The 16,385-nt window shown below is 31.0% G+C and carries 15 protein-coding genes; 13 read left to right on the forward strand and 2 right to left on the reverse strand.

Annotated features, from left to right (window positions below; genetic code table 11):
- Positions 1-117: 117 nt before the first annotated feature.
- Together rpsB and tsf are read left to right on the forward strand one after the other, a co-directional pair.
- Positions 118-918, forward strand: a complete 801-nt coding sequence (gene rpsB / locus BKH45_RS04565; protein ID WP_095274297.1) for a 30S ribosomal protein S2 — start codon at positions 118-120, stop codon at positions 916-918.
- Positions 919-1,986: a translation elongation factor Ts gene (tsf, locus tag BKH45_RS04570; RefSeq protein WP_095274298.1), complete on the forward strand. Its 1,068-nt coding sequence runs from the start codon at positions 919-921 to the stop codon at positions 1,984-1,986.
- Between the two features lie 25 nt (positions 1,987-2,011).
- Here the strand turns inward: tsf and hemW are convergent, their stop codons facing one another.
- Positions 2,012-3,064, reverse strand: coding sequence for a radical SAM family heme chaperone HemW (gene hemW / locus BKH45_RS04575; protein WP_095274299.1), 1,053 nt, complete (start codon positions 3,062-3,064; stop codon positions 2,012-2,014).
- Between the two features lie 94 nt (positions 3,065-3,158).
- On the opposite strand from hemW, the gene BKH45_RS04580 reads away from it, so the two are divergent.
- From BKH45_RS04580 to BKH45_RS04630, 11 genes are all read left to right on the forward strand, one after another.
- Entirely contained in the window at positions 3,159-3,470 is a 312-nt protein-coding gene (locus BKH45_RS04580; protein ID WP_095274300.1) for a c-type cytochrome, read from the forward strand.
- Between the two features lie 117 nt (positions 3,471-3,587).
- Positions 3,588-4,058 carry an RNA pyrophosphohydrolase gene (locus tag BKH45_RS04585; RefSeq protein ID WP_095274301.1) on the forward strand — a complete coding sequence of 157 codons (471 nt, stop codon included), beginning with the start codon at positions 3,588-3,590 and terminating at the stop codon, positions 4,056-4,058.
- Positions 4,058-5,263 carry an aspartate kinase gene (locus BKH45_RS04590; RefSeq protein WP_095274302.1) on the forward strand — a complete coding sequence of 402 codons (1,206 nt, stop codon included), beginning with the start codon at positions 4,058-4,060 and terminating at the stop codon, positions 5,261-5,263. Before BKH45_RS04585 ends, BKH45_RS04590 begins: the two co-directional genes overlap by 1 nt.
- Positions 5,260-5,814, forward strand: a complete 555-nt coding sequence (locus BKH45_RS04595) for a HobA family DNA replication regulator (protein WP_095274303.1) — start codon at positions 5,260-5,262, stop codon at positions 5,812-5,814. The genes BKH45_RS04590 and BKH45_RS04595 overlap by 4 nt, the downstream gene beginning before the upstream one ends.
- Positions 5,814-6,446: a DNA polymerase III subunit delta' gene (locus tag BKH45_RS04600; RefSeq protein WP_095274304.1), complete on the forward strand. Its 633-nt coding sequence runs from the start codon at positions 5,814-5,816 to the stop codon at positions 6,444-6,446. The genes BKH45_RS04595 and BKH45_RS04600 overlap by 1 nt, the downstream gene beginning before the upstream one ends.
- A gap of 1 nt (position 6,447) precedes the next feature.
- Positions 6,448-7,593, forward strand: coding sequence for a dihydropteroate synthase (gene folP / locus BKH45_RS04605; RefSeq protein ID WP_095274305.1), 1,146 nt, complete (start codon positions 6,448-6,450; stop codon positions 7,591-7,593).
- Positions 7,586-8,587 (forward strand): hypothetical protein, encoded by a 1,002-nt coding sequence (locus BKH45_RS04610; RefSeq protein WP_095274306.1) that lies wholly within the window; start codon positions 7,586-7,588, stop codon positions 8,585-8,587. Before folP ends, BKH45_RS04610 begins: the two co-directional genes overlap by 8 nt.
- 116 nt (positions 8,588-8,703) lie before the next feature.
- The gene (locus BKH45_RS04615; protein ID WP_095274307.1) at positions 8,704-9,873 is read left to right on the forward strand and encodes a pyridoxal phosphate-dependent aminotransferase; all 1,170 of its coding nucleotides are present in this window, start codon (positions 8,704-8,706) and stop codon (positions 9,871-9,873) included.
- A 388-nt stretch (positions 9,874-10,261) separates the two neighbouring features.
- A complete protein-coding gene (locus tag BKH45_RS09055) occupies positions 10,262-12,232 on the forward strand; it encodes a Dam family site-specific DNA-(adenine-N6)-methyltransferase (RefSeq protein ID WP_095274308.1) in 1,971 nt (656 codons plus the stop codon).
- A gap of 91 nt (positions 12,233-12,323) precedes the next feature.
- Positions 12,324-14,093, forward strand: a complete 1,770-nt coding sequence (locus tag BKH45_RS04625; RefSeq protein WP_095274309.1) for an AlwI family type II restriction endonuclease — start codon at positions 12,324-12,326, stop codon at positions 14,091-14,093.
- Positions 14,094-14,656: 563 nt separating this feature from the next.
- Positions 14,657-15,739 (forward strand): tyrosine-type recombinase/integrase, encoded by a 1,083-nt coding sequence (locus BKH45_RS04630; protein WP_095274310.1) that lies wholly within the window; start codon positions 14,657-14,659, stop codon positions 15,737-15,739.
- Positions 15,740-15,770: 31 nt separating this feature from the next.
- On the opposite strand, the gene BKH45_RS04635 is transcribed toward BKH45_RS04630, so the two are convergent.
- A complete protein-coding gene (locus BKH45_RS04635) occupies positions 15,771-16,304 on the reverse strand; it encodes a DUF308 domain-containing protein (protein ID WP_095274311.1) in 534 nt (177 codons plus the stop codon).
- Between the last annotated feature and the right edge of the window lie 81 nt (positions 16,305-16,385).

Genomic DNA, 16,385 nt, shown 5'->3' on the forward strand with positions numbered 1-16,385 from the left:
TTAGCCCTTCATTTTCAAAAATTCATAAAATGAAGCTCACACACGCTAGTTCTCAAAAGTTGCGGCATTGTCGTTAAGGAGCGTGGAGGCAAAACTGATTAAATACAAGGAGAATACATGGTAACCATGAAAGATTTATTGGAGTGTGGTGTACATTTTGGACATCAAACCAGAAGATGGAATCCAAAAATGAAGCGTTTTATTTTTGGAGTTAGAAAAAATATCCATATTATTGATTTGCAAAAGACTTTAAGGTATTTTCGTTATACCTATAATATTGTCAGAGACGCAGCATCAGAAGGTAAAACAATCATGTTTGTAGGGACAAAAAAACAAGCAAATGAAACACTCAAAGAATATGCTCAAAAAATTCAAGTTCCTTATGTAAATTATCGATGGCTTGGGGGAATGCTTACAAATTTTGGCACTATTAAAAAATCCGTAAGAAAACTTGAAATTATTGAAGAAATGGAAGCAAGTGGTCAGATTGATTTGCTTACCAAAAAAGAAAAATTAATGATTTTGAGAAAAAAAGAAAAGCTTGATAAATATTTAGGTGGTGTGAGGCATATGAAGAAAGCACCGGACATGATATTTGTCATTGATGTTGTGAAGGAAAAAATTGCAGTTGCTGAAGCCAGAAGATTGGGAATTCCTGTTGTAGCGCCCCTAGATACAAATTGTGATCCTGATGTAGTTGATTATCCTATACCCGGAAATGATGATGCAATTCGATCGATCCAACTTTTTTGTAAAGAAATGAGTGAAGCCATTATTGAAGGAAGAGAAATGGCAGGTCAAGATGGCGAAGTATCTATCAATCCGGAAGAAGGCGAAGTCATTTTAGATGAAGAAAAAACACAGCTACTTCAAGAAGTTACTGCAGAATTAGAAAAAGAAATGGCAAAAGGAGAATAAATGACACAAATCAGTGCACAGCTTGTAAAACAATTGCGTGAAATGACTGATGCAGGTATGATGGACTGCAAAAAGGCGTTAGTTGAAACAAATGGGGACATTGATAAGGCAGTTGAATACTTAAGAGAAAAAGGTTTGAGTAAAGCAGCAAAAAAAGCCGATAGAATTGCAAGCGAAGGAGTGATTTCTATAAAAGTTGATGCTAATTTCCATAAAGCTGTCATGCTTGAAATTAATAGTGAAACAGATTTTGTTGCTAAAAATGACAGATTCAAAGAACTTGTAGAAAAAACTTCAAGTCTTCTTGAAGATATGCCTGTAGTGAGTCTGGAAAATTTACAAAAAGTCTCCATAGAGGGTATGGCTTATGAGGAATATTTAAAAACTCAAATTGCTAAAATTGGTGAAAATATTGTTGTAAGGAGAATTATTGGTATTACTTCTCCTAAAAATAGTATTGTAAACGGTTATGTTCATTCTAATGGGCGAGTTGGAGTGCTTATTTGCATCTCTTGCAATCACCAACAAAACACTCAAGCCTGTATAGAACTTGCCAGAAATATCTGTATGCATGCAGCAGCGATGAAGCCTCAAGTTTTGGACTATAAATCTTTTGAAATGGATTTTATCCAAAAAGAAAAAATCGCTTTGATAGCAGAACTGGAAAAAGAAAATCAAGAACTCAAAAGACTTGGAAAGCCACTTAAACATATTCCCCGGTATATAAGCAAACTAGAAATCAATCATGAGATTTTGAAAAATCAGGAGAATATTTTTAAAGAAGAGTTGAGAAAACAAGGTAAGCCTGAAGCAATTTGGGATAAAATTCTTCCGGGACAAATTGAAAGATTTATGGCTGATAATACATTGATTGATCAAAGACTAACTCTTCTTGGGCAATTTTTTGTTATGGATGATAAAAAAACAATTGCCCAAGTTTTGGAACAAAAATCCAAAGAACTAAACGATGATGTTAAAATTCTTGATTATGTGAGGTTTGAGTTAGGCGAGGGGATTGAGAAAAAAGTTGAAAATTTTGCTCAGGAAGTCGCTACACAAATGAAATAATCTAAAAAAGATTATTTCAAACTTTTTACATTAGCCATAATGCTATCTCATCAGCTAAAAAATAATTATTAGCTATGAGTCTGTTTTTTTTGAGATGGCATTTATTTTCTTTGATGAGAATTTCCACTTTTTTCTCATCTAACAAATCTGTTTTGACACCTAATTCGCATCGCAAACCTAGAAAAATATTTTCTACCCTAAGATTTTCTTCTGTTAATGGCTCTAGTTTTTTTTCTAATGGAGTTTGGATATATTGTTTGATATTTGAATGAGAATAAATACGATTTTTTCCTATGCGTCCCACTGCTCCTGCACCACAACCAATATATTCTTCGCTACGCCAATAAGCCAGGTTGTGTTGGACTTTATAACCTCTTGAATAATTAGAGACTTCATAAGGGTTAAATCCATAAATTTTTAATGCTTGTGAAATTTCTTCAAAAAATGAATAGGTTTGAGGGTTATTGTCGTATATTTTGCTAAGTTTTGAACCATTTTCGATACTAAGACTATAGGCAGATATATGATTAATCGGTAGTTTTGAAGCATTTTTTACTTCTTCATGAATGCGTTTTTGGTTATCTTGAGGAGTATCATAGATGAGATCAATGCTGATATTTTTAAATCCACTTTTATAAATCAAATCTATAGATTGAAAAATATCTTTATAATTATGGTGGCGTTGTAAAAACAAAAGTTTATCTTCAAAAAAACTTTGGACTCCCAAGCTGATTCGATTGATACCTAAATCCAACATATCCCTACACCATTGTTGCGTGATTAGGTCCGGATTAGCCTCTATAGTGATTTCACATTTTTTAGAAAGGTTAGAATAATGATGTATGGATTCAAAAATTTTTTTGTAGGATTTTGAATCTATGGTATTAGGCGTGCCTCCACCAAAAAATATAGAATCAATTTCTGTATTGCTTTGATTGTTGTGAGTAAGAGAATGGATCAAATCTAATTGAAGGGCTTGCATATAAGGCTGTTTGAGATGATCTTGATTTTCATAAGAGTTAAAAACGCAATAACCGCATTTATTATTACAAAAAGGTATATGAATATAGAGTATCATAATTTGAAAAAACTTTATTTTGATATTTTGTTAAGAAAGTATTAACGATTTTAGCAATAATATTATATCTTTAATTTCACAAAAAGGAACATGAATGAAAAAATCATTGCTGGCAATTAGTTTATTAGTTTTGGGTGTAGTGGGCTTGCAAGCAGCAGATCCTGCAACAATTATCAAGACAAAATGTCAAGCTTGCCATGGCCCCAACATGGAAAAGCAAGCTTTGGGTAAAAGCAAGGTTGTAAATACTCTTGATAGCGCAAAAATCAAAAATGATTTGATGGGCTATAAGGCAGGCAAATTGAATCAATATGGACTAGGCGCAACTATGTGGGGACAAATTAAACCTTTAAGTGATGAAGAAATTGATGCGCTTGCTAAATATATTCCAACTCTTAAAAAATAACTTCTTAATTTTTGGGGATTTTTCCCCATTTTTTTCTTGATTTTTATTCTTATCAAACCAACCTTAAAGCTTTGTTGCATTATAATATTATAAAATATTTTGATTTTGGAGCGTGTTATGAAAAATAACAAAAGCTACAGACCCAATGTAGCTGCGATAGTGTTATCATCAAACTATCCTGATAAATGTGAATTTTTTGTTGCACAACGAACAGATATTAAAGGTGCTTGGCAGTTTCCTCAAGGTGGAATCGACAAGGGAGAAACACCTTTGTACGCACTTTTTCGAGAACTCAAAGAAGAGATAGGAACAGACGAAATAGAAGTAATAGCCGAACACCCTGTTTGGATTAAATATGATTTTCCTGCCGGTGTTTCTAAAAAACTTTATCCTTTTGATGGACAAAAACAAAAATATTTTCTTGTGAGATTAAAAAATAATGCCAATATTAATATCCAAACTGATGTGCCGGAATTTGATGAATATGAATTTGTTGATTATAAAGAATTATTTGAAAAAGTTACACATTTTAAAAAACAAGTCTATAGACAAGTGATTGATTATTTTAAAAAAGAAGGATATTTATAATGCTGGTAGTGCAAAAATATGGTGGGACAAGTATGGGAGATTGCCAAAGAATCCAAAATGTTGCCAACCGTGTAATGCAAACAAAGAGAACAGGTAAATCTATCGTGGTGGTTGTTTCTGCTATGAGCGGTCAAACAGATACACTTATAGGTTGGACAAAATATTTTTCTAAACTTCCTAATGAACGTGAAGTGGATATGGTTTTAAGTAGCGGAGAGCGGGTAACAAGTGCATTATTAGCAATAGCTTTGGAATCAATGGGACAAAAAGCAATTTCTTTGAGTGGCAGAGGAGCAGGGATCCTTACAGACAACACACATACTAAAGCAAGGATTGAACATATTGATACAAAAAAGATTACAGATTTATTGCTTCAAGACTATATCGTTGTGGTTTCCGGATTTCAAGGTATTGGACAAAATGGAGAAGTTACAACTTTGGGTAGAGGAGGGAGTGATTTATCTGCAGTTGCAATTGCAGGGGCATTGAAGGCTGATTTATGTGAGATATATACAGATGTTGATGGTGTATACACTACCGATCCGAGAATTGAGAAAAAAGCCAAAAAAATTGATAGAATTAGTTATGATGAAATGCTTGAACTTGCTTCAATGGGAGCTAAAGTTTTGCTAAATCGATCTGTAGAATTGGCAAAAAAATGGAATGTTCCTCTTGTAACTCGAAGTTCATTTACTCAAGATCAAGGTACTTTAATCACAATGGAGGAAAATATTATGGAAAAACCAATAGTAAGTGGGGTTGCGCTTGATAAGAATCAAGCAAGAGTAAGCATAGCTGATGTAGATGATAGGCCGGGTATTGCAGCAGAGATTTTTGGTGCTCTTGCAGATGATAATATCAATGTAGATATGATTGTGCAAACAATTGGGAGAGATGGCAGAACTGATATTGATTTTACAATCCCCAAAACAGAAGAAGAACAAGCCAAAAAAGTCCTTGAAAAATTTTTGAATAGCGTAGGATCTATAGATTATGATTGTGAAATTGCTAAAGTTTCTATTGTGGGTGTGGGTATGAAGTCTCACTCAGGTGTTGCCAGCACGGCTTTTAAAACTTTGGCAAAAGAAAATATCAATATTATGATGATTAGCACAAGTGAAATTAAGGTTTCAATGATTATTGACTTGAAATATGCTGAACTTGCTGTAAGAACACTTCATTGTGCCTATGAGCTAGACAAATGAATAGCAATGTTGAAATAGCAGAATGGATGTTAAAAACAATCCGTGAAGAAAGTGAAAGAGTTGCTTTAATGAGTGGGTGGCTGGAGATGAACCGATTTCAATGGGTTTCTTTGGTGTCTCGCACAATTACTCATATCACCAATGGAGGGACAATTTTAGTTTGCACTGATGAAGATAGACAATGGTTTGGAAAATATATCACTTCCTCAATTAATCGTTTTGGCACTCAAAGACCCATACTGCCAATATTTGATTTTATGGGGGTATTGTCCAAAGTTTCATTGTTAAAAGAAACTTCCTTGATCAACGATGCTTTAAGTATTTCTTATAAAGATTATGCTTTTTGGTATATAGGCAAAACTAATACGCCATTAGCAAATTTGGCATTCAGCAAAGAAAATGGTTTTTTATGGATACTTGATGAATCTATACAAGATGGACTAACGATTGAATCTCTTGATGGGATGCTTGATTATAAGCTTATTCAATTATTCAGGATTTTTGAAGAGGCTCTATTTGGATCGTTATTTGGAAGAATAAGTTTAGAATAATGCAAAGTTATACCGGAAAGATTGTATTAAATAATGATATTTATAAAGAGATTGAAAAGCAAAGTGTTTTGATTCAAGATGAATTTTTACGTGTTTTTGATCGTGATGAGTTCAAAATAGAAGATTCTCATGAAGTCATAGCAGAAGCCTATCTCACATCCGGAGAAGTAAAAACTATTATAATTGCTGCTAATTCCTTTAATCATTTTGCACAAAATGCATTGCTCAAAGTTCTTGAAGAACCTCCAAATAACACTCGTTTTTTATTGATTGCAAAAAACAAAACAGCTTTTTTGCCGACAATCAGATCTCGACTTCCCTTGGAGGACAAAAGAGAGAAGAAAAAAAATGATAGCTTAAGACTTGATGTAAAAAATTTATCTCTCAAAATAATTTATGATTTTTTAAAGGAGCTTGAATCTCAAAATAATAATTCAAGAGACATGACAAAACAAAAGATTCAAGCTTTGTTATTTATGCTGGAACAAAATGGAGTGCAATTAGATGAATATGAATTGAAAAATTTTGATGAAGCGCTCATGGCTAACCAAAATTATCAAAGAGATATTTATGTGTTTTTACCTCTTTTGTTGATGGTATTGCGTAAAATAAAAATATCCAGGAAGGGATAAGATGTTCGTCAAAAGAATTCAATCTCAATCACTCCCTCAAGCGATACAAAAAATTGGTAGTGACAGCAGTGGCGCAAAAATTATGAATAAAAAAGGAGAAATTTTAACATTTGAAATAAAAAATCTTTCATTGCCTGCGACCATGATTCTTAAACAAGAGGCTATAAGTGTTGGAGGAGATTTTGCCACCCATAAAGAATGTATTTTGGCAAAAAAATCTCACTATGATGGGGTGTTGATTGGAACAAAAATTCAGATTGAGAGAATTGTGGCTAAATGCAAGATTCAACCTTTTAATCTCAAGGAATTAGCAGATACTCTTTGCGGGCATCTTAAAAATAGTTTTTCTTGCTCGCCTCAAATCATGGCAATTATTAATATTACGCCGGATAGTTTTTTTGATCAAAGCAGGTGTGATTCCCAAGAAGCTATCAAAAAGATCTATTCTTTTATTGAAAAAGGTGTGAAATTCATTGATATAGGGGCAGCAAGTTCAAGACCCGGAAGTGAATTAATAGAATCTTTTGAAGAAATTAAAAGATTAAGGGAAGTTATTAAAGAAATTTATGTAAGTAATCTTTTTAAAGAAGCTATTTTTAGTATTGATACTTATAATCCACAAACTGCTGATTTTGCACTCTCTTACGGGTTTGGCATGGTTAATGATATTAGTGGTTATAAGCATCCGGATATGGCAAAAATAACTTCTCAATACAAAGCAAAAGCAGTTTTGATGCATTCTAGAGGAACTCCAAAAGATATGCAACAATTTATTGATTATGAGAATTTATTTGCACATTTAGATGAGTTTTTTGAACAAAAAATACAATACCTAAAATCATACGGGATTGACGATATTACATTAGATGTCGGTTTTGGTTTTGCCAAAGAAAAATCTCAAAATTTGTCTCTTATTAAGCACTTAGGACATTTTTTGCATTTTGGATATCCTCTTCTTATAGGGGCAAGTAGAAAACATACAATCGGACTTATTACTCAAAAAGAAGTTTCAGATAGGATGGCAGGAACATTAGCCCTTCATCTTATGGCTATTGAAAATGGTGCTCAAATTTTACGTGTTCATGATGTAGAGGAACATCTTGATATGCTTAGGGTTTATGAAGCTTTGAAGAAAAATGATGAATAATATAAATATCTATGATATAAAAATGATAAAAATGTATTTACAAAACCATGGTTATACTCAAGATGAATTAAAACATCTGGATAATAAAAAAATTTTTGCCCTTTATAAAGATGAGAGTATCAAAGGAATTTATGAGTTTGAGGGTATTCTTAATCAAGATACTTCTTCTGCGATAGAGAATTTTAAGAATTATAATGTCGATGAGCAACTAAAAGATAAAATTCAAAAAGATTCTAGAGATATTTCAAAAATTTATGATTTAATCAATGAATATATTGATGAATATACCTATGATGAGTTTTTGGAAATTTTTAAGACTCAGTTTAGTAATATCGCCATGAATAAAATAGAAAAAATTCTAAGGATAAAATATAGACAATTTCAAGAAATATGGCTGGAAAAATTAGAATTGAGATTTCAACATTTGCCTGTTGAAGAAAGAATCCCATTGATGAAATATTATGAAAAAAATAGAGATAATATACAAAAGTTGAAGTATGTTTATCATCATTCAGAAAATCCTACATATATTCATGATATTCAAAGAGTTTCTGAAATCAAACTAAATATTATCAAGACTTTTATGCCGGAGCTTATGGAAGAGAATTATAAAGATTATTATGATGAAACACCTGAAAAAATTGCTTTGGTCGATGAAGTGCTTAAACTCACAAGTTCGTATTCAAAGCAATATTTAAAAGATTTAAATATTGCTAAACTTAAATTCTTGCAAAATGAGGTGATTGAACAAAACAAAAAAGATATTCATGACAAAAAAGTATTTCAAAAATACACAAAAGCATTAGAAGATAGTATAAATACTATGGATGATGATGAATTTGGAAAAATATGTCTGAATGCAATTACAGAACTCAATAGCGATCAGATACAAAAAATAATTAATTATTTATCAAATAAAAATAAATTATTTCTTAATAAATTTAATACGACTATTAAAGGATATCAAAATATTATAAAAGTAAAATTTATATAGATATTTTCTCTATTAGAATAATATAGGTAGCTAGATTTTTTCTAAAAAATTGTTTTAAATAAATGATTTTTAATAATTTTTTGAGTTAAAATAATAAAAAACATTAAGGACTGGATATGTATTCTCAAAAAATTCAAAATCTATCAGAATCTGCAACAATTGCTATGAGTAGATTGGCAGGAGAATTGAAGGCAAAAGGTAGGGATGTTTTGAGCTTCTCTGCAGGAGAACCTGATTTTGATACTCCTCAAGTGATTAAAGATGAGGCAATCAGGGCTTTAAATTCAGGTTGGACAAAATATACTCCTGTAGCAGGAATCCCTGAATTGCTTCAGGCAATTAGTTATAAACTTCAAAAAGATAATAAATTATCTTATACTCCTAAAGAAATTTTGGTTAGCAATGGGGCTAAGCAATCCTTATTCAATGCATTTCAAGCCTTAATAGAGGAGGGCGATGAAGTTATTATACCTTCTCCTTATTGGGTAACTTATCCGGAATTGGTTATTTATAGTGGGGGTAAGCCTGTCTTTTTGCCTACAAATGAAAATACAGATTTTAAAATTACCTCCAAACAATTAAAAGAAGCTGTCACTCCTAAAACAAAAATACTTGTTTTGACAACTCCTTCAAATCCAACAGGGATGGTTTATAGCAAAAATGAACTAACTCAGATAGCCGAAGTGTTGAAAGGAACTAATATTTGGGTAGTCAGTGATGAGATGTATGAAAAACTCATTTACGGGGTAGATTTTACATCAAGCGCTTCTATTAGTGAAGATATGATGCAACGCACTATTACGGTAAATGGATTAAGCAAATCAGTGGCAATGACAGGGTGGAGAATGGGTTATCTTGCTACCAAAGATTTAAAATTAATAAAATTAATAGATAATTTGCAAAGTCAATGCACTTCTAATATTAATTCAATCACCCAAAGGGCGTCTATAGTTGCTTTAAATGGAGAAGCAGATAGTGATATTGAAATGATGAGAGAAGCTTTTGAAAAACGACGAAATCTAGCTTGCCAATTAATAGAAGAAATAAGTGGGATGAGTGCTCTGAAACCCCAAGGAGCTTTTTATTTATTTATTAATATCAAAAATATTCATAAATTTAATGGCGATTCTATGAAGTTTTGCGAGCAGCTTTTGTCTCAAGAAGGGGTTGCATTAGTGCCCGGAAGTGCCTTTGGTATGGATGGTTATGTGCGTTTTTCATTTGCGTGTTCCAATGAGCAAATTATTGAAGGTTTTAAGAGAATTACTAAATTTATTAATTCTTGAATTGATATCTGGTTGCAGATCATTATAGAAAGTAAATTTTTTTAAAAATACTCAGAAATTCTCAAGTTATTTGCAGTCTTATTGTTGAAAGAGACATGATCATTGTTTATTATTTTGCAAGGGCTTCTTTGGCAATTTTGATCTTAAAATTGTCGATAACAATCAGGAAGTTTTATTACAAAATTTTTTAATATAGTATTCTCATTACAAGGACTTTAATGATTAACAAAAGCCAAATGGGTATTTTTACTTGCGTAAATTATATAAACTTTGTAAAATAAAAGTATCGAAAAAAGAGGGAAGTTGCATAAAAAGGAAAAAGTATGAGGTTGATACAAGTTCAAAATAACTTTGAGAAATTATCATCCCAAATCCAAAAACACAAAAAATGACAAAACTCTCAGATAAGCAGAAATCTTTTCATAACTCAGAAACTAAAACCTGTAAAATTAACAATAAACGTTATTTGGGAAATAAATACAAATTATTAGATTTTATAAAATCTATTGTGAAGCAAGAATGTGATGGTATAAATATCGTCGCAGACATATTTGCAGGAACTGGTGTGGTATCTTCGGCATTTATTGATAAAAAACTTATCATTAATGATATTTTATATAGTAATTATATTTGTTATATTGCTTGGTTTGATTCACAAAAATATGATAAAAATAAAGTTGAAAAATATATAAAACATTATAATGCCCTACATATCAAAACAGATAATTATATGAGCGATAATTTTGCAAATACTTTTTTTGACCAAGATACTTGTAGAAAGATTGGTTATATTCGTGAAGATATTGAAAATAATTTTCAAAATAAGAAAATAAACAAAAAAGAATGGGCATTGCTAATAACTTCTTTATTATATTCTATGGATAGAATTGCAAATACTTGTGGTCATTATGATGCTTATAGACGAGATGGAACTTTTGATAAGGAGTTAGAATTATTATTGCCTGCACCGGAAGAAAACTTGCAGGATAATCAATTGTTTCATATGGATGCCAATATGCTGGTTCGCGAAATCAAGGCAGATTTGGTTTATATTGATCCCCCCTATAATTCCAGACAATATTGTGATATATATCATTTGTTAGAAAATATTGCATTATGGCAAAAACCGGAAGTTTTTGGTATTGGGCGAAAAATGGATAGAACAAAATTAAAAAGCGATTATTGCACTGTTGATGCACCAAAAGCTTTTGAAGATTTGATCAAAAATATAAATGCAAAATATATCTTACTTTCATATAACAATATGGAAACCAAAGGGGATAATCGCTCTAATGCTCGGATAACTGATGGGGATATTTTGCGAATACTTAAAACTAAGGGTGAGGTAAGAGTATTTTCTAAAAAATACAAAGCATTCACAACGGGAAAGTCAAATATTAAGGGCAATGAAGAAAGATTATTCTTGTGTATTTGCAAACAAATATCAAAGCATCCTATCCAATCACCATTAAATTATGTTGGTGGGAAATTTAAATTATTGCCACAAATACTACCAAAATTTCCGGTAAATATAAAAAACTTTGTGGATTTGTTTTGTGGTGGGTGTAATGTTGGTATAAATATAAGCGCAGAAAAAATCATCTTCAATGATACTAATGAAAATCTAATAAATATTTATAAAGTTTTTCAAAATATAGAGAAAACAAAAATTATCACAACAATAGATCAAATCATTGCAAGGTTTGAATTATCACAAAGTGCTATCAATGGATATGATTTTTATCTATGTCGCAACAAAGATGGTTTGCAAAAATACAATAAAGATGGTTATATAAAATTACGAGATGTATTTAATAAGATGACAATAAAAAATAATGATTATTATTTGATGTTATATGTTTTAATTATATTTTCATTTAATAATCAAATTCGTTTTAATGCTAAAGGGCAATTTAATTTACCGGTTGGGAAACGGGATTTTAATTCTAAAATGCGAATAAAATTATCTCATTTTATAGATAGAATACAGAAAAATAATTGTGAATTTACAAATCTGGATTTTCGAAAAATATCACCAAAAGCATTTGGTAAGGATACTTTTGTCTATATTGATCCGCCTTATTTGATAACTTGTGCTACTTATAATGAAAAAAATGGTTGGAGAGAGCAAGATGAGCATGATTTATTAGACTATATTCATATGCTCAACACACAAGGTGTAAGATTTGGACTATCAAATGTTCTCACCAATAAAGGCAAGGTAAATACAACCCTCATGAATTGGATAAACAAAAATAATTATCGCGTGATTAACTTGGATTATTCTTATGCTAATTCCAATTATCAAACGAAAGATAAAACATCAAAACCACAAGAAGTTTTGATTGTAAATTATTAAAGAAAGTTAATAATGCAAACATTATGGAATATATCTACAACAATAAGAAACCCGGAAAGAGTGCCTATGTTTTTACAAATAGCGGCATTGCTTGAAGGAAAAATTTGGGATAAAGACAAATCAATGCAGGTTTCAAATACTGCTTATACAGCATCGTAAATACTTAAGTGAAAATGAAAGCGCTCTAACTTTTAATAATTTATCTGCCAAACAAATCAAATTACTAAAAGATAAGACCATAGATATGACTTACAAACAAGCACAAGACATATTTAACGCAAAAAATTACAAAGATCCGGATATGATGCGTGGTCGACAATCCATGAACCCGTTGACTAAACTAGGGTTGATACAAATTGATAAAAATAAGATAATCCATTTGAGTAATGTTGGTCGAAAACTCTATGATGGATCTATAACTTGGGATGATTTTGTCTTAGATAGTTTATTGAAATATCAATTGCCAAATCCAACAACTGAAGGGTTTAAGGATTGGAATATAAAACCATTTATTGCGATTTTACATCTCATTAAAAGAGTCAATCAATTGTGCGTTAGTTATGGATTAAAATCAAAAGGAATCTCAACGGAAGAATTTGGTATATTTGCTTTATCTTTAAATGATTATAAAAATATAGACAAAGTTGCCAATGATTTATTGTCTTATAGAAAAAATTTCGAGAAGATACATCCTGCTAATTATAAAAATAACCATGAATATGAAATCGCTTCTGAAGAATATATGAAAAATTTTATAGAAAAATATCTCTTTGACTTTAATAATCCGGTTAAAAATGCTTATGAATATGGTGATAGCATGATACGTTATTTGCGACAAACAAAGTATATTTTATTTCGTGGGAAGTATGATCGCCAATATATTGACCTTGAACCATGTCGCATGATTGAAATTGATTCAATACTTGCTGTTGATAATGCGTCCAATAAAACATACACAAAAGAACAATGGCAAAAATATATGGGAACTTATGGTGCTTATGAATTGCCATTTGAAACTATTGATAAACTTACAAAGATCTATGATTCTATTATCCCTGATATCCGTACTCTAGAGAATAAACTAGGCAAAAAAGTAAAATTATTTGAAAAACCAAACATAAAAGACAAATTAAAAGCTATAATCAAAATAATGCGTGAATATCGCATTGAATTAAAGAATTTGGAAATCAAATTTGATTATGCTTATGATACATCAAAAATTGAACAGACAATAAAAATACTCAGTGATTTAGCGACTAATCATAAAAATGATAATATGGTAAGTAAGCCATCAATCGAACTTGAAAAATGGACAAATGTTGCTCTAAATATTATCAATGATGCAGAATCTATAAAGCCAAATTTCCCTATGGGCGATGACAATGAGCCAACATTTACTGCCCCTGCCGGTGTGTCAGATATAGAATGTAATTATGGAAAGTTTGGCGTGATTTGTGAGGTTACAATGCTAAAAGGACGGGATCAATGGTATAATGAAGGAATACCGGTCATGCGTCATTTACGAGATTATGAGGATAGATTTCCAAATATACCAAACTATTGTTTGTTTATTGCTCCATCAATTCATGAAGACACTATTAGCACTTATTGGAATGCCCTCAAATATGAATTTAAAGGTAAAAAACAAAGGATTGTTCCTATTACAATCAAACAATTAACTTATATATTATCCCTTGTAAAACAGTTAAGAGAAAGTAGAAATAATATATATTGCGAAAATATATTGGATTTATATAATCGTTGTATTGATGTAAGTAAGATTAATAATTCTACTCAATGGCTTGATTATATTGATGAAGAGCTGGAGAAATGGCGATCACAGTTGTTACAAAATCTATAAAATTTATTTTAAAATCAATGTTTATTAAGTATGGTATTGGCAGTAGCCGGATAATAGAGCAGGGCGGGTTGATTATCTTAATTTCTTTGGGATTTCTTGTGTCGGTTTAAATTGCTAAATTACTAATTAAATTACCAAAGGATAAAAGCAGGAACAGGAAATAAAACAAATTTTATTCATAAAATGACAAGAAATAACAATAGAGTTTTTTAGAAGAAAATTTAAAATAAATTGATACAAAAATTACCACCTTTAGGCTAATGCAGGGTAAGTTTGCTAAAGTTACCAAAGCTCTGGATTTGAAAATATTTTTAGGGACAGGAATAAATTTCGCAAGGTTTTATTCTCAAACATATCGTGCAACAAACCCCTAAGGGCAAATATCTGGGTGGATGGGGAATTATCAAGGGATTAGATTAGATTGGCTGTAGTTTGAAAATTATAGTTTTCATAAGTAAAATAAATAAATTTTAGGTTATAATAATCAAATCAAGCAAGTTGAACGTGCAGGAAAAACTATAATCCCTAAATCCCTAATAAAAAAGGTGAAATAAGGCAAGGTTATGAGATATATTTTAGAATCTCCTCAAAAAGATTTTTTATCCAATTTGTTATTTTGGTGCGCTAGATTTATTCGTTATAAAATGACGACTCTTTCTAACTCTAACATAAAAGATAAGAAATGTATTGGAATGTGTATGGAAAAACTCCAAAATAATATTGCAAGCATTGATGATTTGATTAATACTTGCAAAGATGCGCGTAATGCAGGTCTCATCGGGATAAATACTTATGCCCAACCTATTTTGAAGCTTTATAAACATTTATCTGAGAATCACTTAACCTCTATGAAACAAATTGATGAGGAAATTTTGAGTGATTTTTTAGCCGTGCAAACCGGTGGTTTAAGCGCAGCAAGTAAGAAAAATTATCGTATTGCACTTTTGGGACTTTTTGGTTATATTGATAGGCAGAATCAAGACAATGAAGGAAAATCTTATATCTATAATATTGAACTCAAGAATATTGGTGGGATCAAGGGAAAATCAGGACAAAAGTTACCTGCACATTTGAATGAGAATGAGTTAGAAAAATTTCTAGAAGGTATTGAGAAATTTGAAATACCTCAAACTATTCGGGCAAGAAATCGATTAATGATAAAAATAATTATTTATACCGGTATTCGTGTAAGTGAGATGTTGTATTTAAAAAACAAAGATATTTTACCTGAAGATAACGTCTATCTTTTGAACATCAGAGGAAAAGGCGATAAATATCGAGTAGTGATGATTAAGTCTTGCCATATTCGGAGTTTATTAGAGGAATGGCTTATAGAACGATCCAAGCTAACAACCACCATTCAAGATGGATTATTGTTTTGCAATCAAAAAGGCAAGGCATTAAGTCAGGCTTATATTTATCAGATTGTTGAAAAGATCCTTATGAGTGTAGGAATTAGAAAGAAAAAAAATGGAGCGCATATGCTAAGACATTCTTTTGCTACTTTGTTATATCAAAAACGACATGATTTGGTATTGGTGCAAGAGGCACTTGGGCATGCAGATCTAAATACAAGCAGAATTTATATGCATTTCGATAAAAAACGTCTCATAGAAGCTGCAAGCATCATGGATGATATTAGTTAATCACCCTGCTCTTTTGCATTTAGTATCCGGATTAATTAAAAAAGAATTTCTTTGTTCCCCACCATGCAAACAAAGAAATAATGCCAAAAAAGACAAAATAAATCCCGGCAAGTACTCCAATTGTAGCAGAAGCAACATTTGGATGTATGCTAAAAATTATTCCAATGATAATATTAATGATAGAAATAATAAATAACCATAACCATTGACCAAAGCCTGATTTTCTTAAATCAAAAGAAGAAATCATTCCTAAAATTCCCTTAAAAATTGCCAGAAAAGCTACAAAATAAATCATTATAATAGAAGCAAATCCTATCCCGCCCCAAATAAATAAAATTCCAAAAAGAAGTGATAATAAACTGTCTGCCAAAAGCCATTGGGCATTAATGATATTTTTGATATTGAGATAATGCAAAATCCCCACTATCCCTCCAATAATTAAAACTATAGGGATTATAAGCATTAAAGTAAAAAATGTTTCTATGGGGGTAAATATGCTAACTATCCCACATATAAGCATGATCAATCCAAATAAAAACCAAATGACACTAAGAAAACTTTTCATCGTCTCTAACCTTTTTTGTATGATTTGTATGAATAATTTCTTGCATTGTAATATGAAAAAATTACAAAAAATCCAATTCTC

The sequence above is a fragment of the Helicobacter sp. 11S03491-1 genome (assembly GCF_002272835.1).
Taxonomy (GTDB): domain Bacteria; phylum Campylobacterota; class Campylobacteria; order Campylobacterales; family Helicobacteraceae; genus Helicobacter_J.

Excerpts from the sequence above, each read along its gene's own strand:
- rpsB (WP_095274297.1), top strand. The coding sequence starts at position 118 with ATGGTAACCATGAAAGATTTATTGGAGTGTGGTGTACATTTTGGACAT.
- BKH45_RS09055 (WP_095274308.1), top strand. The coding sequence starts at position 10,262 with ATGACAAAACTCTCAGATAAGCAGAAATCTTTTCATAACTCAGAAACT.
- hemW (WP_095274299.1), bottom strand. The coding sequence starts at position 3,064 with ATGATACTCTATATTCATATACCTTTTTGTAATAATAAATGCGGTTAT.
- BKH45_RS04595 (WP_095274303.1), top strand. The coding sequence starts at position 5,260 with ATGAATAGCAATGTTGAAATAGCAGAATGGATGTTAAAAACAATCCGT.
- BKH45_RS04610 (WP_095274306.1), top strand. The coding sequence starts at position 7,586 with ATGAATAATATAAATATCTATGATATAAAAATGATAAAAATGTATTTA.
- BKH45_RS04580 (WP_095274300.1), top strand. The coding sequence starts at position 3,159 with ATGAAAAAATCATTGCTGGCAATTAGTTTATTAGTTTTGGGTGTAGTG.
- tsf (WP_095274298.1), top strand. The coding sequence starts at position 919 with ATGACACAAATCAGTGCACAGCTTGTAAAACAATTGCGTGAAATGACT.
- BKH45_RS04635 (WP_095274311.1), bottom strand. The coding sequence starts at position 16,304 with ATGAAAAGTTTTCTTAGTGTCATTTGGTTTTTATTTGGATTGATCATG.
- folP (WP_095274305.1), top strand. The coding sequence starts at position 6,448 with ATGTTCGTCAAAAGAATTCAATCTCAATCACTCCCTCAAGCGATACAA.
- BKH45_RS04615 (WP_095274307.1), top strand. The coding sequence starts at position 8,704 with ATGTATTCTCAAAAAATTCAAAATCTATCAGAATCTGCAACAATTGCT.
- BKH45_RS04600 (WP_095274304.1), top strand. The coding sequence starts at position 5,814 with ATGCAAAGTTATACCGGAAAGATTGTATTAAATAATGATATTTATAAA.
- BKH45_RS04630 (WP_095274310.1), top strand. The coding sequence starts at position 14,657 with ATGAGATATATTTTAGAATCTCCTCAAAAAGATTTTTTATCCAATTTG.
- BKH45_RS04590 (WP_095274302.1), top strand. The coding sequence starts at position 4,058 with ATGCTGGTAGTGCAAAAATATGGTGGGACAAGTATGGGAGATTGCCAA.
- BKH45_RS04585 (WP_095274301.1), top strand. The coding sequence starts at position 3,588 with ATGAAAAATAACAAAAGCTACAGACCCAATGTAGCTGCGATAGTGTTA.